Source organism: Ktedonobacteraceae bacterium (genome assembly GCA_035653615.1).
GTDB lineage: Bacteria > Chloroflexota > Ktedonobacteria > Ktedonobacterales > Ktedonobacteraceae > DASRBN01.
The window spans coordinates 284,736-308,035 of sequence record DASRBN010000035.1 but is presented as its reverse complement, the minus strand read 5'-3'; the positions used below and the strand labels follow the sequence as shown (position 1 = coordinate 308,035).

The window sequence follows — 23,300 nt, the reverse complement described above, 5'->3', positions numbered from 1 at the left end:
TACACCCTAATGTACGCTCTCGAAAACCACAAGCTCACATCCCCTCTTCTCCTCACCTGGCTATGTTCTCTTACTTTGTATCTGACCGCTCCCTACCACATACTTCCGCAGTAGCATAAACGAGACGCCATGTATCAGCAGTGCGGCACATAATGCCAGGATGAAAGCGAATGCGATGCCCCAGCTTTCAATGGTGGCGGAAACAATAACAAAGAAGACCGCGAAGGTACTAAAGCCCATCATAAGCCCGCGCAGCACCCGCCGGGCGGCTATCGGCCCTTGAAAATGTGCGGAGAAAGCAGACAAAATACTGGCATACATAGGGAAAGTCGTAAGCAATCCACTTAATTGTGGACCCAGAACATTTGCGAGTCCTGTAAGGACCAGCACAACACTCGTAGCCACTAGCATACGCAGGAATATTTCCCACTGCGGCGGATTTTTTAATTCCACTTGCTCCTGACCCCCAGGCAAGAGTTTCAGCACGATTGCAAGCACACAAACAACTGTTATAAATGCGACGATCAGGGGAACCGAGACGTGTGCTAAAACAACAGTCAGCAGCATAAATACGCCCCAGCCTACGAGCATACTCCATAGCCAGTTCAAGCGGAACGAGAGCCAGCTATACGCCAGGCAAAAAAGCGCTGTTGAAATCTGTCCCAACAATGTGCCGACCGCCGCGGTGGCAGCGAAAGATTTTCCTTGCTCAAGCGCCAGGAATAAACTAACCGGTCCCGAAGTGAGGGGCAGTCCAATGAGCCAGCCGCTTACCGCAGGCCCCCAGCGCCTGCCCGCCAGGCTCACCAGGCCGATTAATACCGGGGTCAACAATACTTTGAAGAGGAGCATCTTATGCCCCTCTACGGGCGCACATATGCGAGCTACGCCAAGATTTCATGGGAAGGAAGCACCATTTCATAACAGCACAGTAGCACGCGTAACTGTACCCTGTCAAGCGACCAGGAAGCATTGAAACAATTTTATTTCCCCCTTCGTTTTACGTATATAGAATATATGTTCTAAGAAAGAACGGCCTGGTGCAAAGGAGTGTATTCCAGCCATTTCTGAGGCTTGACGTTCAGAGTGAGAATAAGAGAAATCGTTTTTAACCATGCTTACGATACATACACAACGCGGCAAGCGCATAGAGATCATCTTGCAATCTGAACTTTGCGATCCAGTACACGTGGGTGAGTACGTGCGCGCCTACTGCCACCTGCATGGCAGCGATCACCAGCGCTCGCTCTCCATCAATAAAGCGAACGGCTGGGGGCATTGTTTTAATGCTGCATGTGATGTCACCGTGCTGGTCGCAGAATGGAATCGTGAAACCGCGCAGCGCCTGATACGCATGCACTATCAGGGATTATCTCCTGAGTCGTCAGAAACCTATCATCCTCCAAACGAAAATAAAAAGAAATTGCCGTTTGTCTACCAGCCTGTACTGCTGCACGCGCCCAGAACCGTGCCGAAGTGGCAGCGAGACGAACTGGCCTGGCTGCTTTCACTGGAACAACAGATGCGCGCGGCTTTAAAGCAATCAGCCAGGGCGCGGGCATATCTACGCGAACGGGGCATTCCACTGGAAGTAGCGATTGATACCGGCGTTTGCTATCTACCTGCCGAGATAATGAACAGGCCCGAACTGCGTGGGCAGCGCCGCATCCTCCAGCGCTGGACAGACCGCATGCTTTTTCCCCTGGTCTCTCCTTATGGCAAGGGGTTCATTGGGCGTTCCTTATGGCAGTGGAAGCCAGGAATGGATGAAAACGCGCATAAGGAGCTCCTGGATAAGCCTGGGAGACCACGCCGCTGGATCAAGACGAATCCGGCCGGCTGGTTTGGAACTGACCTGGAGCAGTTTCCGCGATCCATTGTACTCGTCGAGGGAGCTTTTGACCGCCTGGCGCTGATCGCGGCAGGTTTTCCTGCAAGAGATATTGTGGCATTGGCCGGAACCGCGGCACAGGTAGACTGGTTCCCATCGCAATTGTATATTGTGACGCTTGCGCTTGACAATGACGCTGGTGGTGAGGAAGCAACACGCCGCCTGGCTGAACAGTTTGAAGAGGCCAGTATCACAGTAAAAATATGCTCGCAGCAAGAAAATCCCGGCGGCAAGGATTGGAACGAACGCTGGCGTCAATCAGGATCGGCCTGCCTGACTCCACTTCTAGCCCTGTATGAGACTGAAAATGAAGAATACACTGTAATCCGTCCCTTTACCTATTTGCCTTCTCGAAAAGCATTCGAAATAGGCTCTCAATCTCCTCGTTCGGTAAATCAAGTGTAGCATCCCCCACAGTCAGCTCGAATTTTTGATAGGCAGGTAAGACCGCCGGAGTTAACCACTGAAAGAGCCTGACACGCGTCTCTTTTGCGATCTCAAGCGCGGCGGCCAGCAACTTCTCTTGTTCTCCACGCAGGAAAACGTGCATCATATTCGTATGCGGTGGGTTTGGCACAATCTCGATTTGTGGAAATCCGGCAAGCAGAGCCGCTATCTCCTTTGCCTTTGCGCAATAGACCTCCATCCGGCCCAACTTCTCCCTCAAGCCCTTCTGAGCCGAGAGAACATAGGGATAGAGGTGAATCAGGTTACCACCATGTCGTCGCTGCCAGACGCGCGCCTCAGCAATAACATCCGCAGGCCCGGCCAGCATCGACCCTGCAATGCCGCCAAGAATTTTGTAAAAAGAGACATAGACAGTATCGAACAGCCCGGCAATTTCAGCATATTCGCGCCTGTAGAATGGCTGTGTTTCCCAGAGCCGCGCCCCATCCAGGTGCGTGGGAATATGACGTTGAAGTGCCCAATCGATCACCTCGTTCAGCTCCTCCCAGGTCGGCAATTGACCACCTATTTCTCGCTGTGGCAATTCCAGTAACAAAGCTCCCACCGGCTCGGCAATCGCACTGAGGTCTTTGAGCGTAAGCAGCCTATCCGGAGAACCGGCCAGGATAGCGTGCAGTCCATGCAAACGCTCATACGCTTTCTGTTCATGTATTTCCAGGTGACTCGTAGGATGAAAAACAACCGTAGATGTCCCTCGTCGCTCGCACCAGATACGCAACGCAATCTGCTGGCACATGGTTCCACTGGGCATGAAAACGGCCGCCTCTTTCCCCAAAAGTGCCGCCACTTCTGCCTCAAATCGATTGATGATCTCGCCCTGTCCATAACGATCTACTTCGATGTCTGGGTCTGTCGTCTCCGCAAGTTCTCTCAAAACCTGCTGAGGTGTGCGAGGATAATGCTGGGTAAGAAAACGTGTGCATGCCTTATATACCTGCTGTGCTTCGTCTGTATGTGTCATGTCGGATCCTTAATAGTCGGCGTGGAAGAACAGGGTTATCACCCTGGAGACAAATTTTTCAACAACAAAATCGTATCACAAAAACTCACATTCGTAACGTTCACCGTTACGAATAGCAAAGCGCTACATTATCTGCTTCTAAAAGGTTCGACAATTAAAAATTCTATGGCACAAAACAAATACAAAAAGGAGTTATACCATGATCTACTACCGCGTTGCCTTACGCGTAAATGAAACCGCGAACTGGCAATGGAAATCAACCCTGTTAACATCTCCACAATCAGTCATGGGTTTAATCAAGATGTTTAGCTGTGTGCCGCAAGAGCGTATTCGCGTATTCTTCTCTGCCTCGCCTGAGAAATTGAATGAGATGCTGACCCGTGAAAACGAAGGCCTGACTTCCAATTCCATGACGGCAACACAATTTCTAAGTGGCCAAAGAATAAGCCGCGAAGATATAGTACGCCTTGAATCCGAGCCTTTAAATACCCATGAGAAGGAAGTTGCTATCCCGGCCGCGGTGACCGCAACAAAGGCTATCAACGAGCACCACAGTGACACGAACAGAGCAGGCATCAGCGTACTTGACATAAGAAGATTAGAGGTAGAACCTGGCACACCCGGCGATCATGATACACCTTACAGGTTCTCCTTGCCGGTCTCAATGCCGCAAACGCTGGCCTGGCTCACCCTCATGCTGAAAGTACAATCGGGCGAATTGGTACCGTAAAGGGGGAGATCTTTGCGGTATACTACTATTACAGGGTCTATAAGCCCTGGTGATTCTCGGTAGGAGCGCGAGGGATTCTTCGCTTCGCTCAGAATGACAGGCGTGCGCGCACGCCTGTCATTCTGAGCGAAGCGAAGAATCCCTCCCCCATCCTGAGCCTACCTGGGTTCACCTCGTCCTGGGGACCTCTGGGAAATCAGCGGGATAAGCCGGATTGTCAACCATAAAAAGCGTTATACATGCCTGAATATTATAAATATGATGCAATTGTAGTTGGGTCGGGACCCAATGGCCTGGCAGCCGCTATCACCATCGCGCGTACAGGCCGATCGGTAATTGTCTTCGAGGCGAAGGACACAATAGGGGGTGGCGCTCGCACGAAGGAATTGACGCTGCCGGGTTTCCTACACGATGTCTGTTCTGCTATACATCCACTTGCAGTAACCTCCCCATTCCTTCGTTCGCTGCCTCTTGCTTCACACGGCCTGGAATGGATACAACCCGATGCTCCCCTTGCTCACCCGCTCGATGATGGCACGGCCATGGTGCTTGAGCGTTCAGTAGAGCAAACGGCTGCGACCCTGGGCCGTGACGCGCTGGCATACGAGAAAATGGTGAATCCACTCGTCAGGCACTGGAACATCATCGAAAATGCATTCCTTGGCCCCCTGCGTATATCGCCCTTGCTGCATCCTTTCGTCCTGGTTCCCTTTGGACTGCGCGCCATTCGTTCGGCCAGCAGCGTCGCGGAAACAGAATTTAAAGGGGAGCGCGCTCGTGCCCTTTTCGCCGGCCTTGCCGCGCACTCCATGTTGCCCCTCAATCGCCCACCCAGCGCCGCCTTCGGCCTCATGGTTGGTCTTCCCGCGCATATTGTCGGATGGCCTTTTCCACGTGGTGGCGCCCAGAAAATCTCAGATGCCATGGCGGCATATTTACGTTCATTGGGCGGAGAAATTGTAACAAATTTCGAGATCAACTCTCTCGATGCATTGCCTGAAGCGCGGGCAACCCTTTTTGATGTGACGCCGCGCCAGTTATTGCGCATCGCCGGTGATCGCTTGAACGGTTTATACAAGCAGCAACTCAGGCACTATCGCTATGGTCCCGGCGTCTTCAAAGTTGATTTCGCATTGGATGGCCCGGTGCCATGGAAAGCGGAAGCATGCCTGCGCGCCGGAGCCGTCCATATCGGCGGCACCTTCCCGGAGATAGCCGCGTCTGAATCGGCCTGCTGGAAAGGGATACCCCCCGAAAAACCGTTCGTCATCACCGCCCAGCAGAGCCTCTTCGACCCTACACGCGCCCCCACTGGAAAGCAAACCCTCTGGGCCTATTGCCATGTACCCAATGGCTCGACCTTCGACATGACGGAGCGCATCGAAGCGCAGATCGAACGTTTCGCGCCCGGTTTTCGCGACCGCATTCTGGCCCGTCACACCATGTCACCCACCCAACTCCAACAATACAACGCCAATTATATCGGGGGCGACATCAATGGTGGCGTGCAGGATTTCCTGCAACTCTTCACGCGACCCGCCGTCCGCCTCGTGCCTTACGCCACCCCCGACAAGCATCTCTATATCTGTTCATCATCGACCCCACCCGGTGGCGGCGTGCATGGCATGTGCGGCTATTTCGCGGCCAGAGCAGCCTTAAAGAGGGCCTTTTGAAGGTCTGCATCTCCTGAGTGGTCAATGTCTCTCTGTACTCGTATCTACATCAAAGAGAATCTTTTTCACATCCTCAACCGTCTGAGCATGAATCAGTTTAAGGAAGACCGTTTGTAAAGTCTCAGGGTCTCTGATCTTATTTACCTGCTCCTCGGCCAGGATCAATGCCTCAGGGAAATCCTTCTGTATAAAGGTCAGCAACATCTTCCGTTGTCCCTGTAGCTCGCCCTGCTCAACTCCTTGTTCAATGCCCTGCTCAATGCCCTGCTCGATACCCTGAGCAACCCCTTGCTCAAAGTATTCTTGCGCGATCTCCTTGTAGACCCAGGATTCGCGCAGAATATCCTGGAACATGTGAAACCTCCTCTTGAACCATGCGCTTGCGTCGGTGCCTTCTTTGTACACCAGCCCACCCAACAAGCGGGTCAGTGCCAACAAGTCGTACTCCTGCGCCTGTGTCAATTTTTCTACCACCTGATTGACCGCGGCGGGTCGTTTGCCTCCCCGGGTCAGAATCACCAACGGTAGCAATCCTAACCAGCCATGCTGCAAGAAGAACTCGGCCGGTAGCTCCCATAATTGTATCATATGATAGTTGAAGCGATACTCCTCCCAGCCATCGCGATGCACACGAATATATGGCGGTTGGTCCACTTCTCCAACCTTGCGCAGGAAAATCACGAACGGAGAGACTTCCCAATGCTGGTTTTCCCGCGAGGCGATCACGCTGTACTCCGCCACTCGTCGCCCCATCTCAGGATCACGATACGATTGAAATTCGATCAGCAGCAGTCCAGGCTCGCCACCTTTGCTGATCTCGATCAGGGCATCGACATAGAGCTGCTGGCTCTGCAATTCCACATTTAAGGTGCGTACAAACGTGGCCTCCGCCATTAGCCAGTTAGTAAAGTGCGGCGCATAGGTTTTGACCAGCCGCTTCATAATACTATCCCATAAGCCTGCCATGCTGGACTAGACCCCCTCATCCATTTTATGGCCTGTAGTGTAGCATGCTGTAGAGGTTTTGTCGAGTGGGCAAGCCAGGGGCCAGGGGAGGGAAGGCACGAGGTGTTGTTCCTAACAGCATTTTAGCGAAGTTCATCAGAGCGAGATGGCTCCTCCTTCTTCTTCTGACAGATATGCAAAAACTTCTCAACTACCGCCTCCTGCTCAGCCGTCTCAATCGAACCTGGGCGTTTCATGCGTACCTGCTCAATCGCTTCCCTGGCGCTACAGCCCTGCGAGACCAGGTAGCATGCCAGGATGGTTCCGGTGCGGCCAAGGCCCGCTCGACAATGGACGGCAACCGGTAAGCCCTGCGCCAGAAAGTCGTCAATAATGTCTATGGCTCGCTTGACCTGCTCAAGAGTTGGAGCAGTAAAGTCGGTTACAGGCAAATGCTCCGCTCGAAGCTGATACTTGCTGAGCAGTTCAGCTGGCAATGACTCTTCCGATAGGGTGAGTAACGCCTGTACTCCTAGTTTGCTCAACAGAGCGATGGTATCCTCAGAGCGTGGATAGGAGACGCCAGCCAGCCTGTTCTCAATCATCCAGCCAAAGTTCGGAGCGATAAACTGTTGCTTTTCCTCTTCGGTGAGAGGATATGCTTGCAATACACGCAATGGCGAATCAATAAGCTCGTGGCGAAAGGCAGGGTCCGAGTACATACGTTCTTTGATTTGCTGAACAATTTCTTCGGACATGGTTTGCCTCGCTTTCGGCCTTCAGATGGTATTGGTTTGATATTATTTTGAACGCAGTTTGCCAATAACTCCGCCGATAGTTCCTCCAATGAGTCCAAGCAGGATTACTGGTATTATCTCAATACCATGAATGTAAAAGATTTGATATTGAATCCAAATGCTTAAAAAACCAATAAATTCTCCTATCAATGATGTATATATACCTGAAATGATCCCTGTTCTTATTTTTCTAGTTTTCTTCGAAGAACCTTGACCCGCAAACAGGCTGAAAAATATAAACAAAAGCAAAGAGAAAATGTTGAATCCTCCGACATCAAGATAAATGTTAGTATAAAAAAGAATAATAGATACAATACCAAGGATGCTTCCGAAAATAAGGCTGTGCCGCAAAATAGGATGGCCAATTGTTGTTGCCTTCTGAGGTGCAGGCTGTCCTGTATATGGTGTGCCTCTGAAAGCATTTTGCGTCGTAGATACGCCCGGAGTGTTTGGAGTAGAAAGCGATCCCTGGTTATAAAGCGCAACCGAGGGATTCCTGGCTGGTATCGTTGGTGCAAGAGGTGGATTGTATGGCGAAGATTGATGCAATTGCGTAGCTGGCTTCGAGACAGCTGCTTTGAAATCCACCAGTAATTTCCCCGCCGTCTCGTATCTCGCAGCCGGGTTTTTCGCCATTGCTTTCCCTATCACTGGCTCCAGGTTGGAAGGCAGGTCTGATCGCCTTGAACGTAAAGGAGGCGGCGGTTCAGTAAGGTGTTTGAGCATGATTGATTCGGGTGTTGTGCCGCGAAATGGTAGTTCGCCTGCCAGCATCTGGTAGAGCATCACGCCTAAAGCATAGATATCGCTGCGCTGCTGGGGCAGGCCTTGAAGATGCTCCGGCGCCATGTAATGTGGAGAGCCGAAACGCAGGCTCGAACCGCCCTCTACCGCGCCCTCTTTCATCAAATGGGCCAGTCCAAAATCTGAGAGTAAGAGGATGCCATCCTGGTGCAGCAGGTTGAGCGGTTTGAGGTCAAGGTGAACGACGTTTCTGGCATGGGCGTAGTCTAAAGCCGCGCAGATTTGTGTGAGATAGTTTTCGGTCTCTTGCAGGTTCAATTGACCGCGCTGCTTCAAAATATCGTGCAGCGTTCCTCCACTGATAAAGGGCATGACGAGAAAGGCGCGGTTGCCCTCTAGTTCAAAGTCGTAGACGGGCAGGATGTTGGGATGGCTCAGGCCAGCCAGCGTTTGTGCTTCGCGAATAAAACGCTGGCAGAAAGATACATCACTGAAATGTTTCTCCAGCAGAACTTTGATGGCCTGTGGCCGGTTGAGGTAGAGATTTTGTGCCTTGTAGACATCCCCAAATCCCCCACTGCCAAGCAGTTCGCCCAGGAGGTACTTGTTCCCCAATCTTTGACCAGAAAGCGGACCTTGAGAAGCCATCTGACTATCCCCTTCTCAATCACTCATGCAACGCTATTTAATAACTGAACGACTCATCTTGCCGTTGAGTTATTATAGCATAGCTGAGAGCGATTGAAAATGTGGGATAGTCAAGTTCTCCTTCTCAAGCCTGAAATCAGGACGACCCTTGCGGTCGTCCTGATGAATTTTTCCCATCGAATCGGGTAATGCTGTAGGGACAGTGGCTTGTCCCTGTCCTCGTGCCCCAGCCGGGACAGGGACAAGCCACTGTCCCTACAGGACGAGGCGATTCCTCTGTTCGGTTGACAAAGTTCATTAGAGGTAACTTTCAAATTTACTCCAGCGGTGACTTCTCGGTCGGCGAAATCTCTGTCGGAGCTGCCTCATTCTCCGTCGTTACCTCGGTCGGCGTTTCCATGCTTGATGCGGTTGATTCTCTCAGTGGAGGCACAAAGAAGGATTCCTCGTATTCCTCTGTGGGAACGTAACGGTTTTTGCCGATAGCGCCGCCAATTGCTCCACCGGCCAATCCAAGCAGCAACGCGACGATAATCACAATCACCAGCACAAACAACTCGATCTCAATGACCGTCTGGGATGTATAGACAGCCGGGTTCTGGTGAGTCTTTCTGGCCTGATCCTGGAAAGTCCCAATGATAGCGTTTATATTGACTAAGACGAGAACGAAAGAGACCAGAGAAGAGACCAGAGAACTGAATAGACCCGTCCATACACCGGCTGCCACGCCTGTCGTCGTCTTACCGGTTAGTTGTGAAGCTCGCAGACCGGCGATGAATCCGAATAGAATATAGAGTCCGTAAGCTATCAGCGTACCAATGCCAGCCAGGGCAGCCGCTTGACTTATAAAGCTAAACAGCACCTCGATAATGCCGAGAGCGATTCCAAAGATAAGCCCATTGCGCAAAGCTGGCCGGCTCGGGCTTGTTAAGAAACTCTGCATATTGTTCTCCTACTATATGACATAACAATCATTGCGATAACAAAAACCTTTTCCATGATACCTTAGTGTGCAGGAAGATACAAGTCATGCTCCCTTTAAATGCTTGATCTCATCTTCTAACCGGTCGCAGTAGGCGCTCCATCGCTGATTTTCAGTCTGCAGCGCCTCATTCTCCTTCAGCGCCTGTTGTAGCCTGTTGCGCATCGTCTGTTTCTCCTGCATCGCGTCGTTCAGGTTGACGCGTAAATGGTCGATCTCCCGTGTGGCATACTCCAGTTCCTCACTGCGCGAACTGTGTTCCTGGCGTACCTGCTCGAGATCTTCTTCAAGTTCCTGTACCTGAGCATTCAGTTCGAGAATTTTTTGTGTGAAATTCAATACATCTTGTTTGCGCTGCTGGCGCTCGTTTTCCAGATCGTGTTGAAGCAGCGCGATACGCGGACTGTTGCGCCATCCCAGCAAGATATCATACAACTCGCGCTCCGCGCTGCCCTCCCGGCTCGCATTGCGCATACTAAGTAATTCGTTAATATCCCAATGACCTCCTGCCAGCAAGCCGCCAAGGGCGCGCAGCGAGATAGCAAGACGGTCGGGTTGCAGGAGGCTAGAGCGACCGGTCGAACGTCCTGCCCATAAACCATATTCACCCAGCATACTCGCATATTCCCGGATATCCTGGTGTGGTGCGATAATGCCCAGCACTCCCGCAGCCTCAGCGCGCAGGCTGGTAGGCGCATCGGGATCATGCAGCATATCCAAAAGGCTCTCTTCCGCCTCCTCACCGAGCAGCAAGAATGCCTGGATGATGCGCTCCTGGTGGCTTGGATAGTCATACAGCGCTTGAACCATATGGGTCAGTACCATATTCGCGCCCAGGAGCAACAACAATGCCAGCACCCGCAGGCTCGCCTGCTCATCGCTATGTGTTTGCACATGTTCCAGCAGCGCCGGTATCATTTCATGCTCTGATCCTGGCTGCAAGGCCTCATCGTGAATGCGCTCCAACAACAATATCAGCGCCATAGAAACCTTATCCAGCTCACTGCTATTCAGTAGCTCGACAAGCTCATCCTTGATGACGACCGTGCGCATCTTGCGAAAGATGGTGCGGGCAGCTTCACGCCGTTCAGGATTGCTTGTATCGCTGCGCGCCGACCAGATGAAGGCAAAAGCCGGTACGCCCATCTCGCTCAATATATTTTGTGCTGTCTCCGCCACATGCGCCTCGGCATCGGTAATCAACCTGCCCACGCCGGGAACAGCTTTTTCGCCGATATCAACCAGTGTAAATGCCGCGCCATGACGCCTCGGCTCTATACGCAGGCTATCCAGCAGCGCATTCAGCGCTATTTCGCCGCTCCTGCCATCCTCCTGCACGATACGCACCAGTACCTCCGAAACATGGCCCACCAGGTGCGCATCTTCCAGCCCTTGTAGCAGCGTGGGAATGCTTATCTCGGCCAGGTCGTAGACCAGTACATGCACAAGCGTCTCGCGTGCGCGCTGCGGCAGCCCCAGGTTGAAGAGCTGCACAGCTTCATGAATCGCTTCAGGTATCTGGCGTACCAGCTCCACCACGATATGCCGCGAGCGCTCCTGCGCCAGATTATTCAAAGAATCCAGGCCTGGCACCAGCATCGGGAGTATCTCCGGGCCGAAGTTTGATAAGACCGCGAAGGCAGGATCGCCGCGTTCGGGATCGTCCAGCAAGGCGACCAGGGGGGGAACGGCTTCCTGAGGATGCCGCAGCAGGTATTCGGTTATTACTTCCCTCCAATGAGCCTCCGGTCGATGTAACTCGTCCAGCAGCGCCGGAACAATAATGCGCCCGCTCATCTCGCCTACCATCAGGCGCACGCAGTCCTGCACACGCCTGTTGGAGTGAAAGAGATTGGCGACCAGTACCTGCGCGGCTTCAGCCCCTTTTTCCAGGAATATATCAATGATCCGTTCTGCCTGCGCATCGCTGCCCCTTGCCAGGCTATTCAACAATTGCTCACCTGGGAAATGCGCCATGCCGAGAATCGCGCGCTGCACCCGCGCGATGAGTTCCGCGTCTTGATAAACCTCCAACGCCTCGATCAACTGGTCGAGCGCTACTTCCCCAAGCCGGCTGAGTGCATTGATCGCGCCTTCATGGAGCAATGGATTGGAATGCGCCAGTATAGCGAGCAAAGGTGGAACGGCTCGCGCATCGGCGAATTCGCCCAGCGCATGGATAACGGCCAGCAGCAGCGTCTGCCCCGCCTGCGCTGTTTGCAAAAGAGGAATAAGCGCCGGAAGCGCTCGTGGATCACGCACGCGCTCCAGGACATGGACCAGCAGGTGCGTGCGCTCGGGTTCCACAGGAGATAATGCCTGTATAACCGGATTGACGACATCCTCACCAATATCGCCCAATACCTGTTCTGCCCTGGTCGCAACGAACTCGCTATCGCCATGCAATACGACATCAATGAGACCGGCAATGCTTGCAGGAGCATAAGCGCGCAAAGCAAGCGCAACATATTGCTGCACCGTCATAGAAGGATCAGCCAGCAGCGTGAGAAGATAGGGCAATGCACGCTCATCGCGCACGTATCCGAACACCTCGACAATGCGTACACGCACCAGTTCCGGCGGCTGCTGGCGTAGTAGCCCTATCAGGCGCGAAGTCGCCGCCGGGCCGATATCTTCCAACGTCTTGAGCGCGCTGCGAGCCGTTCCCTCATCACTTGACGCGAGATTCTGTACCAGTAAGTCAATGGCCTTTTCCCCACTCTCGCTCTGACCCTGCTGCACAAGGATTTCTCGCGCCGCCTCCTGCACCTCTGCTGCATAATTCGCGGACAGCACCGCCAGGAGAAGATTAATGATGCTCTGATATTGTGTTTGATTGAGTCGCCTCGCAGGGCTTGATTCCCCAAGAAAGCGCTCTAAGATTTTGAGTGCTGCCAGCTGAATTTGTTTTCGCACCGCCGATGGCGTATGATTTGCCAATTCTTCTAGCAAAAGCAATAGCGCATGTTCAGGGCCAAGGCGAATTAACGCGCTGATGGCCCGATTCATCACGAATTGATCCTGATCGCCCAGACAGACAAGTAAAGGGGGTACCGCGCTCGATTCACCGGTCCCGCCAAGGATATTAATCGCCGCGGAGCGCAAACGCAGGCTTCTGCCGGCCCCGACCTGCGACAGTTCTGCCGCGCGAGGAACAGCTGTCGCCCCGCAATGCCCCAGAACGCGCACCAGCCGTTTGACCTGCTGATCGTAAGCCCCGTTATCTACAATCGCACACAGTTCTTTGAAAAGCAGATCGGGAACAATCAAGGGATCGAGAAGCGGTATAAACAGTTCAGCGCCATCAATCAACAATATTGGGAACAGCGATTGATAGATTTCCTCGCCCCCGCTCACAGCGCAGCGAGTAAAGAGATCTGCCAATTGTTGGCGCGAACTCGCATCACTCAAAACTGCCGCCGCAACTTTCTCCACTGTTGGCGGCATTCCTACCCGACCGGCATTCTCACCCTGCGATCCTGACCAGGCCGTACCAATACAGAGCATGCTAAATACCAGCGTTTCTATAGGAGCTTCCTGTGCCTGTGCAGTGATGCGTTCGGCCAGTGCTACTGCGTTATCTACCTGTCCGGCCCACATCACTATAGCTACAGCGTGGCATTCAACATCACTGAGTAAACGCTGTAGCATCGCCCCATTGTCTATCTGTCCTGCCTGGCCTGTTGCAGTAGATTCTCCCATTACAGTATTGAAATAGTAGCCAACCAGGTACGCGGCAATCAATTGATGGCGGAAGCGTATCGTACCACCAGGATTTTCTTCGATCAGAGTCGCGCGTCGTGCAAATTGCAGCAGTTGCTCCTTCTCATCCCGGCTAACTCCCTGATCTCCCCTCCGCTCCTCATGACTATCTATCTGGCCTGGTCCCCGTAGGGGCCGATTGATCGTGCCCACCGCCGATTTATCGGCCCCCCCCGCCCAGGCCAGTTCGCCAAGGAAGAACAATATCTCTTTCTCTTCTGGAACCTCCGAATGCTGATCTAACGTGCTTGACGCATGCCGCATCACGCACATCACAAATTCCTGTAAAAGGCGCCCGCGCGTATCAATGTGCCTGGCCTGTTCAACGCCAATCTTATCGATGATCTCAAGCAGCACGAAGAGCAACATAGGGTTAGAATATTGATGACGAACAGGACTATGCGTAATCACATCGATAATTTGCCCCGCGGTATGCCTCCGGTCGTTGCCTGAACGTGCAATGACCAGTGATGCCCCCGAATCGATGTATTGCTCGATGAAGCTGCGAATCTGCGCCATATCAAGCGGTAAAAACGTTGCCCGTGCCACCAGATTTTCGCTTGCCGCCCGCACCAGTTCTTGCTGCCGTCGGAAATGCGCTTCGCTGCCGGTGACTACCAGCCGGTTTTGCTGCTGGCTCATCAACTGCGCAACTTCTGTATTGACTACAGCCTGGTACTGCTCATCAACCTCGTCCAAACCATCGCATAAGAACACGATACGCCCCCGCGCCATTAATCTGTTCAGATACGGGCGCAGGTGGTGCAGACCCGGAAGGTCGCCACTAAGCAGAAAATCAAGTAACGTTCCATTTCCCATCGCCTCTGTTGAAGTCGTCTCCTTGAGTGCCTGGAGGAAGAGGCTGTACTGGCTCAAAGGAATATAGATGGGGATGTGGTCGCGACCAGACATCAACGCGGCCCATCGCTGCAAGCAGGTGTACTGGTACAGGCGCAGGAACGTCGTTTTGCCCATGCCCGCCGACCCCAGAACTAACAGGTGCGAATGCCGTTCCCGCGCGAGTTCACTCAACGACATGCTCTGGGATGGGGTCGAAATCGTGGGATCGGCAGTATCTTGATGATAAGCCAGATTCGTATTATATGCGACTTTCCAGGTCGTCAGCGGCGTATATAAAGTGCGATAGTCTTCTAGATTGCTCTGTATTTCTCGCAGGTAAGCGCGAATAGCAAGCGGTCTTTCGGATAGTAGCACCAGTCCACTGATAATTAGCAGTTCAAAGAGAGGAATGACTAGCAATAGCGGAGTGTGTACGAGCGTTGTCAGCAGGCTTGCAAGGCTATGTGGGGCATTTCTACCGAATAGATGGAATGGATTAAGTATCCAGAGAATCACCTCAATGCAAATAAGGACTAGCGCTATGCCAGGGCCAATCAGAAAATGGAGTAAGCGCGACCGCGTCTCACCTGATCTTACAGAAGACCCTATGCTCCTGTCGATCATCCTGGCTTGAGCTGCGGATTCTGTGGCGTACTGCTCTTTTGACATGCCGCGATCACTGCCTTTCATGTTTTGTCATGGCTAGCAGAGACAGTATATCGCAAATATCACTTATTGACTATAGCTCGCAGGCCTCGATTTGCCGGCCTGCATAGTCTCAATAGCACCTGATATTTAGTCAAAAGTGAAATCTCCGCCAAAAAAGGGGCCTGATTGCTCAATTTTGTGATAGAAATCACTGTATTCCGGTGAATATTGTGCTAGTATAGCGATTAGAATAGGAGAAATGTCGGTTTATGATTCAACTCATCCATTGTATCCGTTTCTTTTTAGGAAGTCACCTATGTTCTCTTTACCTTCAGAAATATCGACTTTGAAAGAGGTATCCTATGGAATCAGCCCAGAATCAGTTTCCCGGGACGCGCTATGGAACAGGTGAAGATGACGATACGGCAAAACACGTAATTGTGAAGGTGCCCGCAAATTTTACGCATATGGGGATAGCTGCCATAGGGAAAGAACCGGTCGAATCAAAAAGCCCTGCGCAAATGAATGGCAATGCCGAGAAGAAAGCCATCTCTAGCGTTGAGGCTATTGATACCCTCAAACTGCCAGACATGTTACCCGGTATTTCTGGAACGCGTACAGCAGTGGTATTGCCTGCCGCGGCAGGTCAATCGTATCAAAAAAAGGGAATGTCGCGCAGTAAGGTCTTCTTCTTGCTGGGCCTGCTTTTGATGCTGGTCATCAATACCACTATCGCCGGTTATGCGCAGATTACGGGACCCCAGGGGTGGGCTAATGTACTTGGCGGTTCATCGACCACCGCGAATAAAAACCTGATCCAGGTGATCAATAAAGGTCTTCGACAGTTAACGCCCCGAGCGACCGGACAGGCAACGCAAAAGTTGACGCCGCAGCAATATATCAATCTGATCCTGCAAAACATGACGTTGGACCAAAAACTGGGGCAGATGATGATTGTGCAGTTTACCGGGCCGACCTATGGACTCGATATCAGCGCTATGGTCAGCCAGTATAATGTAGGAGCCGTGCTAATTTTTACCGCTAACAATAACATTGTGAGTAAGACGCAGCTCAAAGGCTTGATCGCCCAGATGCAGAGCAACAGCACGATTCCCCTTGCCGTGGCAATCGACCAGGAGGGTGGGACGGTAGATCGATTAGTAAACCTGGACGGGCCTCGACCATCAGCAACAGAGATAGGGGCGACAAACGACCCGGCTAAAGCCGGGGCAGAGGGCATTCAGGATGCCGAAGACCTCTCATCCTACGGTTTTAACCTCAATCTTGCGCCTGTTGTGGATGTGAATAATACGTATAACCCGCAGCTGGTTGATCGGACATTCGGCAACAATCCCTCGCTCGTCACCGAAATGGCCCAGGCCTACCTGCAAGGGCTGCAACAGAGCGGCAAAGTACTCGGCACGCTGAAGCATTTCCCCGGATTAGGCGATGTCAGCACCGACCCACATATAGGAGTTCCTGTTTTAACCCGCTCAAAGAGCGAATTGGAAACTATCGACTGGGCGCCATATCGAGCGCTGATCCAGCAGGGCATTGTCCATGCCGTCATGGTAACGCATGAACTCGTGCAAGCGGTGGATAATACTATTCCATCTTCCCTCTCTTACAAAGTCGTCACCGGCATCCTGCGCGACGAATTAGGCTTTCAAGGCGTTATTATGACGGATAGTCTTACCATGGAAAGCATTACCTCCTACTATCCAGAAGGGCAGGCGGCGGCCTTAGCTGTTGAGGCCGGCGATGACCTGCTGATGGGTGCATCTACACCACAAGACGTTGCTACTATGATCGAAGGCATCAAGCAGGCTATAGCCTCGGGCGCCATTAGCCAGCAGCGTATCGACGACTCGGTACGCCGCATTTTAATGCTAAAATACGAAATGGGTTTGCTTCCTTTACCAAAGGAATAAAAGTAATCAGGATATTCCGGAATCGAAGGGTCAAAGATGTTGCGCGTAAGTATACCGGATGCAGAGAAAAATAAAAGATGGTCAATGTTGGTATTCGGGCTCATTGCACTTGAAACGATACTGGTAACATTGGCGCTGGTGCCCGCTCAATTGTGGACGCGCCTGCTGCCGAATTCTGAAACGGCGGCATTGGATGGACCATTCCCTCCCATTATCGCTATGATCATACCCGTGCTGTTGTACCTCCTCCCTACGGTAATCGGATTTCTCTGCCGCTCATGGCAGCGAGCGCTGCTTTTTGCCACATTGCCGGCATGGATAGGGCTTGGACTCTTCGTCATTGCTGCCACCTCCAAAGTTGGCGCATTCTACCTGGTTGCCCCCACCCAGGTTATGGCTAATGTCAGCCTGCTGGAACTTTTCGCCGCACTAGGAGGAATAGGTTGGTTAGCTCGACATCTCTTCGATTTGCGCTAGAATAAGGGTATGCAAAAACCATCATTGCGTCCGTTGAGATTGGTACATATCGATTCATTTCAACCGGAGGAAGATAATAACCTGGAAGCAGGGGATGAACAAGTGGAGAAGGCGAAGACAAAAGGGATAAAAGCAGCGCCTATTGAAAATAGTACACGTACAATTTCAGGAGTATTACCTTCTGTGCCCTCTTATGCTGCCGAAACAGATATACCTCTCGGAGAGGCGGGCGCGCAGCACCTCCTCAAGAGAACACCTGCCAATTATCTGCTCAACCAGGCCTATGGTCTCTGGGTTTATTTTTCTCTCTTCTTCCTGACGCTCATCATCACACACAAGGTATCGGTTGAGGAATACGGCATCTTCGCGGTTGCATCTGCCGCTTTCAATACCATCGCCTATATCGTCGCCTTCGGTCTGGAAGACGCTACAACAACCTTTGTGCCACGTGTCTTTGCCGAGCATGGTAAGGCATCGGCAGCGCTACTCGTCCGGCGCTTGATGGCCTTACGCATCGTGACGCTCATCATTAGCGTCATTATCATGTTATTCGGCTTGCAGGTACTCGCTGCTATCATTGCCGCCATTCCCATTTCCGGTTCAGCAGCCATGGCCGCGGGCCTGCGCGCCCCCAGCCTGCTCGGCCACATCGCTCCCATCGCTTTCTATATCCTCGGCAATGGCATTGCCAGCCTGCTTACCGCCGTCTACGCCTCCATTATGCGCATGCGAGTGGTCTTTATTGCCGGCAGCGTGGTGCAGTTGCTGATCCTGGTCTTCAGCTTTTTCCTGCTGCAAATCGGTTGGGGTATTGATAGTATTCTCTGGCTGGAAGCCATATGTACGCTGCTGAACGCCGCTGTGCTTGCCCTCTGGCAGGCTCCATTACTACTCGCGCGTGGGGCCGAATACAAACAGCCGATGTGGCCTGTAGTGCGGCTTGGCATTTCCGCCTGGCTGACGAATCTGGTTTCAGGCGCGCTACTCAAGCAAGTCTCGATCATCCTGCTGGGTTACTTTGCCATCTCGCTGGCACAGATCGCTTTCTTCAACCTCTCCTTTCAGCTGGCACATGCCGCCAGTATCCTGCTCGTCTCTGGCTTTGGTGGTGTTGGCGGTGCCGCGCTGGCGGCAGCTTTCGTCGGAAAAAACTATCATCGGCTTGGCCGTTCGTGGCAGACGCTCATCAAAATTGAAACATTGCTGGCCGCTCCTCTGCTCCTATTCTGCCTCTTCAACGCGCAAAATATCGCGGTAGCGCTTTACGGCTCAAATTTCGCCGCTGTAGGGCCGCTCCTGGCCATCTTTCTGTTCTTCAACATCATCGTGCGTGTCCTGGGCACGACAATTCACCAGTCCACGCTCTATGTCATGGGAAAGGCAAGACTGGTCGTGCTGGGCCAATGGGTTGGTCTGCTCGTGGTGGTCGTCATCGGAATAGCGTTAATACCCCGCTGGGGGCCTGCTGGAGCGCTTGTCGCCGATGGAATTTCGCAGATCGTCACAGGCAGTATGCTGCTCGCATTCCTCTGGCGCGACCTGCCGGAGAAGTATCCCCTGGGGTTCACGCTGCGCTTACTACTCGCGTTCACCATCGCCGCGCTGCCTGAACTTGTCTGGCATCCTGCCGGGCACGTCTTGTTGGGCGTTGCCGGTATAATCTTCCTGCTCCTGAGCCTTGGTCTTTTGCTCTTGATCCGCCCCCTCAGCATGACAGACCTGGAGATGATTCACAGCCTGAATCCGCTGGCAGCGAAGTATTTGAAAAGTTTCGCCAGGACAAAGTAGTGGTCAGTTCAGTTAGGTTTTAGGGAGGGAGCGGACCCGCCTCTCTTCTGTTGTCAGAACCATCTCCCAAAACCCAGGTACAATGATCGTCAAGCAGTTCCAAGTTTGACCGGCAAGGAAAGAAGGAGAGAGTGGGAGTGAAAAGCAGAAAGGTTTTTAGTAGCCAGCCGACCACTGAGCTTGACCCGACCTGAATCGAAAGCTCCATTGAGGAGGCAAAGCATGACTGACATCCCTATTCATGAGTTGGTCGCTCGTATCCGAGAAACCCCTGGCTGTACGGTAGCTGAGCCGATTGGACGACGAGACCTTCGCCTGCCGGTCGTGCATCCCGGACACGTCTTGCCAGAGGACTTACGCGAATTCTACGAGGTGTGCGGAGGGCTGACGCTCTTCAAGCAAAGTCCGTATACCACGATTCTTGTGCCTCCCATGGAGGTTGTCGTAGCCACGCCGTTCTTAGAGCCGGGGGCCTATCCTGATCAATTCACCTCTTCCCTGGACGATATTTCCTGGTCGTGGTATCTCATCGCTCGCGATGAAAACCGAGAGTATCTGACGATCGATCTGAGCAAGGAGCGGGCGGGGCGCTGTTATGATAGTTCGCTAGGATGTCATGCCAATCCCGGTTCTTGCGCGATCGTGGCCTTTTCCTTTACCGAACTCGTTAGACGGTTATACGAGGACCAGGGAGAGCATTGGCTTCCTGACCTGCTTGCCTTGGGCGACGCTTATCAAGGAATTGGCTCCCAGTGAAGGGATAGACCTAGCAGAGCCGCGGGTCATCCCTTTTGCCCTCTCGCTACAGACGGGCCTACTACTCGCCTCCTCCTAGAGAAGCAGCCCGTGCAGTCAGTTCACTTCGGCTTCTTTCACCGGATAGAGCCGCGAGAGCTTGACGCGCGCATCGCGCGAGGTGAACTGCCAGGAGATCCCTCGCCGCTGTTGGTTGCGTTCCGTTTCCACCGCCGAGACCTGGCGGCGGAGTGCTGCTTCGTCTGGCAAGCGTCGGGAGAGGGCATTGCGCTCCAGAATAGCGATCTCGATCTCGGCCATATTCAACCAACTGCCGTGCTTGGGGGTGTAGTGGAACTCGACACGTTGCAGAATGCGACGTGCTTCGGCGGGAGGGAAGGCTTCGTAGAGGGAGGCCGGGGTGTGTGTGTTCAGGTTGTCCTGCACCAGGCGAATGTACTCCACGTGCGGATAGACCTCATCCACCAACCAGCGCACCACCTTGGCGTAGTCCTGCATGGTCCGTTGTGCGGTGACTTCCACATGTCGCCAGCCTGCCAATGGCTCGACCATGACGAAGAGATTGCGCGTGCCGTTGCGTTCATACTCGTAATCCACGCGCACTGGCTGGCCTGGCTCCACAGGAAGGGACGGCTGGACATCGGCATGCAACACCACCGGCTTCTCATCCAGGCAGACCGTCGGGTACTGCGGATCATACGGTTCCTCGTAGAGGTCCAGCACGTCTTCCATCGCGGCGACAAACTCCCCTCCTACTGACGGGAGGCACCAATGTTCGTGTTGCCAGGGCTTCAGTTCGTTTTTTTGAGCAGCTCGTGGATGGTCGTGGGCGAAATGTTGGCCACAAATCCCAACTCGACCGCTTTCTGCGCCAGGAGTCGCACGGTCCAGTGGTCATGCCCATCGGGCGACGGGCTACACGCCACGGCAATCAGGTGAGCGGTCTGGAGACCCGAGAGGGCGCTGCGGCGGTGCTGCTGCACTTTGTCGTGCAAGACAACCTCCAGTCCTCCCTCGGCGAACCTCCGTCGCACATTCGTCACCGTTGCCTCACACACATCGAAGGCGGCAGCAAGCTCGGCGGTACTCCATCCCTCGGCGGATTTGAGCAGGATGCGCGCACGGGTGAGGGTGCGGGCGTTGGCTTTGCCGCGATGCACAAAGGTTTCCAGAGTTCGCTGCTCTTCCTCGGTTAAGGTCACTGCTGGTGGTCGTGGCATACTGATCCTCCGTTTTGGCTCAGCATACCACCTCCCTAAAACCTAACTGAACTGACCAGTAGAGAGTTTACGTATCATATTTTATCGGGATCAAAACCAAGTGAGCGCAGTTTTGCCGCCAGTGCTTCATCTTTAGTGAGACGCTGTTGCCAGTATATATCGAAGAGACGAAGGTACTGCTCGTCTGGCACTAAAAAAACTTTGCAGTTGTACACTCCATAAGTGTCCTTCTGGTTCTATTTTGTCCTGGTTGGCTTCTCAGGCTTGCTGGCCCAGAAGTAGCATAATTATCATAGCATACTTATGAAACCCCAACAAGTGGCTCACTTTTGATAAAGTATACAAATTTGGCGTCAAATGCTATACTCAGCATGAGTTTGAAGTACTTTATTAGCAATGGTAATACATCACGTTACCCGCATTGGAGAACACAATGGATACTCGATTTTATCAGGCGCAAGGACTTGACATCCAACGAATTGCCATCGATTTAGAGAATATGTTCCTTATGCAAGGCTACCAGGTGCAGCATTTTGGCGATAGAAATCATATGGTCGTTCAGTTCAAAAAGGGCGGCGACTTTGCCGCTATCATAGGTATGCAGGCCGCGTTGACATTGACCCTGCAAAACACGCCGGGCGGCGTCATGGCAGTCATTGGCCAACAAAAATGGGCGGACAAAGCAGCAGTGGGCGCTGTCGGACTACTTGTCTTATGGCCACTTGCATTCACAGCTGGCGCGGGCGCGATACGGCAATCGAACCTCACCGAACAACTCCTCAATGCCCTGGATGCAGTAGTACGCCAGCAGCAAGCCAATGTGCAGGTTGGCCCCGTTCCTTTTCACATGCTACCGCCACAGGTGCAGCAGCAAATGGCACCGCCGCCTCCACCATCCAATACACCACCTCCACCACCTGCTTACACGCCACCACCTCAATGGACCCCTGGCTCACCGTCTCCCTATCCTCCACAACAGGCCGTAGTGCCACCACCTCCACCCTTACAACAGCAGGTACGAGCAGTATCGCAATCACCTGCCTTTAAAAAAGTAGAATGCCCGCACTGCCATACACAAAACGACGCCGGCGATGTGTACTGCGCCCACTGCGGCCAACTATTAGTACCGCAAGAAATACACTGCCCTCAATGTGGAGCAAGCAATAAACCGGATGCCGCCTTTTGTACAAAGTGTGGTACTTCGTTCAAAGAAAAACGTGTGGCAGAACCAACGGTCGCAGTGGAGATGACCCCAAAAACAGAGGTGGTGATGCCCAATAAACCGGGCGGCAATGCCTGGGGCTACCTGCTTTTTGCGAATGAGAATCGGGTAGAACTGACCGGTTCGCGCTTAACTATCGGACGTGCCAACCCGGATACAGGCGATGTGAAACCAGACATCAATTTGTATGATGTCCCCGAATCCAATACCGTCTCGCGCATGCATGCCGTAATAGAGCGCACGCAGGATGGCTATACACTTACCGACCTGAAAAGTACAAACCTCACCCGCATAAATGGCCAGCAGCTTGCTCCAAATACTCCTACCTCCTTTGAGGACGGCAGTACGCTCGAATTTGGCAAAGTAGCCTGTACTTTCAAGCAAGCTTCATGATTTCCGAATATCTGATAAGCGTGTCGCGAAGCGCAGCCCAAGCCCATCTGGCCCCACAATGGTGAAATCGCGCAGGCCATAATAGCGGTCTTCAAGCGGCCGTAAGACCTGCGCGCCTAACTCCTGTGCCAGGCTCCAATAGTCATCGACGTTCGGCACCATGATACGAATATTGCCAACAGGAGACGACGGCGGAGGTGATGCAGCGGGTACCTCTTCAAGAAACAAAAGCGAATCTTCCCACTGCAATTCCACGAAATCGCCATCATCGCGCGCAAGCTGGAAGCCCAGCCGCTGGTAGAATTCGCACGATGCTCTCAGATCGCGCACATATAGCTCAACAATAAGCTGATTAGCCGGCGGAACGTATGGATTCATAAAAGCTGTTCTCCTTGCTACTATCCCTCTCTCATGGTACACTCAA

At 52.9% G+C, this 23,300-nt stretch carries 18 protein-coding genes; 8 read left to right on the top strand and 10 right to left on the bottom strand.

Annotation, left to right across the window (positions count from 1 at the left end):
• Nucleotides 1-60 precede the first annotated feature (60 nt).
• Nucleotides 61-852, bottom strand: a complete 792-nt coding sequence (locus VFA09_20940) for a hypothetical protein (GenBank protein ID HZU69752.1) — start codon at nucleotides 850-852, stop codon at nucleotides 61-63.
• A gap of 262 nt (nucleotides 853-1,114) precedes the next feature.
• On the opposite strand from VFA09_20940, the gene VFA09_20935 reads away from it, so the two are divergent.
• Nucleotides 1,115-2,296 carry a toprim domain-containing protein gene (locus tag VFA09_20935; GenBank protein ID HZU69751.1) on the top strand — a complete coding sequence of 394 codons (1,182 nt, stop codon included), beginning with the start codon at nucleotides 1,115-1,117 and terminating at the stop codon, nucleotides 2,294-2,296.
• On the opposite strand, the gene VFA09_20930 is transcribed toward VFA09_20935, so the two are convergent.
• Nucleotides 2,226-3,320, bottom strand: coding sequence for a beta-eliminating lyase-related protein (locus VFA09_20930; GenBank protein ID HZU69750.1), 1,095 nt, complete (start codon nucleotides 3,318-3,320; stop codon nucleotides 2,226-2,228). The genes VFA09_20935 and VFA09_20930 overlap by 71 nt on opposite strands.
• A 199-nt stretch (nucleotides 3,321-3,519) precedes the next feature.
• Between VFA09_20930 and VFA09_20925 the strand changes: the two genes are divergently transcribed.
• The gene (locus VFA09_20925) at nucleotides 3,520-4,050 is read left to right on the top strand and encodes a hypothetical protein (protein HZU69749.1); all 531 of its coding nucleotides are present in this window, start codon (nucleotides 3,520-3,522) and stop codon (nucleotides 4,048-4,050) included.
• A gap of 239 nt (nucleotides 4,051-4,289) precedes the next feature.
• Entirely contained in the window at nucleotides 4,290-5,723 is a 1,434-nt protein-coding gene (locus VFA09_20920; GenBank protein HZU69748.1) for an NAD(P)/FAD-dependent oxidoreductase, read from the top strand.
• Between the two features lie 21 nt (nucleotides 5,724-5,744).
• Here the strand turns inward: VFA09_20920 and VFA09_20915 are convergent, their stop codons facing one another.
• The 5 genes from VFA09_20915 to VFA09_20895 form a co-directional block, all read right to left on the bottom strand.
• Nucleotides 5,745-6,689, bottom strand: a complete 945-nt coding sequence (locus VFA09_20915; protein ID HZU69747.1) for a hypothetical protein — start codon at nucleotides 6,687-6,689, stop codon at nucleotides 5,745-5,747.
• Nucleotides 6,690-6,811: 122 nt separating this feature from the next.
• Nucleotides 6,812-7,426: a dual specificity protein phosphatase family protein gene (locus tag VFA09_20910; protein ID HZU69746.1), complete on the bottom strand. Its 615-nt coding sequence runs from the start codon at nucleotides 7,424-7,426 to the stop codon at nucleotides 6,812-6,814.
• 42 nt (nucleotides 7,427-7,468) lie between these two features.
• Nucleotides 7,469-8,857 carry a serine/threonine-protein kinase gene (locus VFA09_20905; GenBank protein ID HZU69745.1) on the bottom strand — a complete coding sequence of 463 codons (1,389 nt, stop codon included), beginning with the start codon at nucleotides 8,855-8,857 and terminating at the stop codon, nucleotides 7,469-7,471.
• Between the two features lie 316 nt (nucleotides 8,858-9,173).
• Nucleotides 9,174-9,800, bottom strand: a complete 627-nt coding sequence (locus tag VFA09_20900; protein ID HZU69744.1) for a hypothetical protein — start codon at nucleotides 9,798-9,800, stop codon at nucleotides 9,174-9,176.
• 84 nt (nucleotides 9,801-9,884) lie between these two features.
• Nucleotides 9,885-15,110, bottom strand: a complete 5,226-nt coding sequence (locus VFA09_20895; GenBank protein ID HZU69743.1) for a HEAT repeat domain-containing protein — start codon at nucleotides 15,108-15,110, stop codon at nucleotides 9,885-9,887.
• Between the two features lie 341 nt (nucleotides 15,111-15,451).
• Between VFA09_20895 and VFA09_20890 the strand changes: the two genes are divergently transcribed.
• The 4 genes from VFA09_20890 (at nucleotide 15,452) to VFA09_20875 (ending at nucleotide 20,041) form a co-directional block, all read left to right on the top strand.
• Entirely contained in the window at nucleotides 15,452-17,020 is a 1,569-nt protein-coding gene (locus tag VFA09_20890; GenBank protein HZU69742.1) for a glycoside hydrolase family 3 N-terminal domain-containing protein, read from the top strand.
• Between the two features lie 84 nt (nucleotides 17,021-17,104).
• Entirely contained in the window at nucleotides 17,105-17,497 is a 393-nt protein-coding gene (locus VFA09_20885) for a hypothetical protein (GenBank protein HZU69741.1), read from the top strand.
• Nucleotides 17,498-17,680: 183 nt separating this feature from the next.
• Nucleotides 17,681-19,285 (top strand): polysaccharide biosynthesis C-terminal domain-containing protein, encoded by a 1,605-nt coding sequence (locus VFA09_20880; GenBank protein ID HZU69740.1) that lies wholly within the window; start codon nucleotides 17,681-17,683, stop codon nucleotides 19,283-19,285.
• 222 nt (nucleotides 19,286-19,507) lie between these two features.
• Entirely contained in the window at nucleotides 19,508-20,041 is a 534-nt protein-coding gene (locus VFA09_20875) for an SMI1/KNR4 family protein (protein HZU69739.1), read from the top strand.
• 96 nt (nucleotides 20,042-20,137) lie between these two features.
• Here the strand turns inward: VFA09_20875 and VFA09_20870 are convergent, their stop codons facing one another.
• The gene (locus tag VFA09_20870; protein HZU69738.1) at nucleotides 20,138-20,836 is read right to left on the bottom strand and encodes an IS630 family transposase; all 699 of its coding nucleotides are present in this window, start codon (nucleotides 20,834-20,836) and stop codon (nucleotides 20,138-20,140) included.
• Nucleotides 20,833-21,261: a helix-turn-helix domain-containing protein gene (locus tag VFA09_20865; protein ID HZU69737.1), complete on the bottom strand. Its 429-nt coding sequence runs from the start codon at nucleotides 21,259-21,261 to the stop codon at nucleotides 20,833-20,835. Before VFA09_20865 ends, VFA09_20870 begins: the two co-directional genes overlap by 4 nt.
• A gap of 433 nt (nucleotides 21,262-21,694) precedes the next feature.
• Here VFA09_20865 and VFA09_20860 point away from each other — a divergent pair, with 433 nt between their 5' ends.
• Nucleotides 21,695-22,876: an FHA domain-containing protein gene (locus VFA09_20860; GenBank protein ID HZU69736.1), complete on the top strand. Its 1,182-nt coding sequence runs from the start codon at nucleotides 21,695-21,697 to the stop codon at nucleotides 22,874-22,876.
• Here VFA09_20860 and VFA09_20855 read toward each other — a convergent pair.
• Entirely contained in the window at nucleotides 22,871-23,254 is a 384-nt protein-coding gene (locus tag VFA09_20855; GenBank protein HZU69735.1) for a VOC family protein, read from the bottom strand. The two genes, VFA09_20860 and VFA09_20855, sit on opposite strands and share 6 nt — an antisense overlap.
• Nucleotides 23,255-23,300: the final 46 nt, after the last annotated feature.

Excerpts from the sequence above, each read along its gene's own strand:
- VFA09_20940 (HZU69752.1), bottom strand. The coding sequence starts at position 852 with ATGCTCCTCTTCAAAGTATTGTTGACCCCGGTATTAATCGGCCTGGTG.
- VFA09_20935 (HZU69751.1), top strand. The coding sequence starts at position 1,115 with ATGCTTACGATACATACACAACGCGGCAAGCGCATAGAGATCATCTTG.
- VFA09_20930 (HZU69750.1), bottom strand. The coding sequence starts at position 3,320 with ATGACACATACAGACGAAGCACAGCAGGTATATAAGGCATGCACACGT.
- VFA09_20925 (HZU69749.1), top strand. The coding sequence starts at position 3,520 with ATGATCTACTACCGCGTTGCCTTACGCGTAAATGAAACCGCGAACTGG.
- VFA09_20920 (HZU69748.1), top strand. The coding sequence starts at position 4,290 with ATGCCTGAATATTATAAATATGATGCAATTGTAGTTGGGTCGGGACCC.
- VFA09_20915 (HZU69747.1), bottom strand. The coding sequence starts at position 6,689 with ATGGCAGGCTTATGGGATAGTATTATGAAGCGGCTGGTCAAAACCTAT.
- VFA09_20910 (HZU69746.1), bottom strand. The coding sequence starts at position 7,426 with ATGTCCGAAGAAATTGTTCAGCAAATCAAAGAACGTATGTACTCGGAC.
- VFA09_20905 (HZU69745.1), bottom strand. The coding sequence starts at position 8,857 with ATGGCTTCTCAAGGTCCGCTTTCTGGTCAAAGATTGGGGAACAAGTAC.
- VFA09_20900 (HZU69744.1), bottom strand. The coding sequence starts at position 9,800 with ATGCAGAGTTTCTTAACAAGCCCGAGCCGGCCAGCTTTGCGCAATGGG.
- VFA09_20895 (HZU69743.1), bottom strand. The coding sequence starts at position 15,110 with ATGTCAAAAGAGCAGTACGCCACAGAATCCGCAGCTCAAGCCAGGATG.
- VFA09_20890 (HZU69742.1), top strand. The coding sequence starts at position 15,452 with ATGGAATCAGCCCAGAATCAGTTTCCCGGGACGCGCTATGGAACAGGT.
- VFA09_20885 (HZU69741.1), top strand. The coding sequence starts at position 17,105 with ATGTTGGTATTCGGGCTCATTGCACTTGAAACGATACTGGTAACATTG.
- VFA09_20875 (HZU69739.1), top strand. The coding sequence starts at position 19,508 with ATGACTGACATCCCTATTCATGAGTTGGTCGCTCGTATCCGAGAAACC.
- VFA09_20865 (HZU69737.1), bottom strand. The coding sequence starts at position 21,261 with ATGCCACGACCACCAGCAGTGACCTTAACCGAGGAAGAGCAGCGAACT.
- VFA09_20860 (HZU69736.1), top strand. The coding sequence starts at position 21,695 with ATGGATACTCGATTTTATCAGGCGCAAGGACTTGACATCCAACGAATT.
- VFA09_20855 (HZU69735.1), bottom strand. The coding sequence starts at position 23,254 with ATGAATCCATACGTTCCGCCGGCTAATCAGCTTATTGTTGAGCTATAT.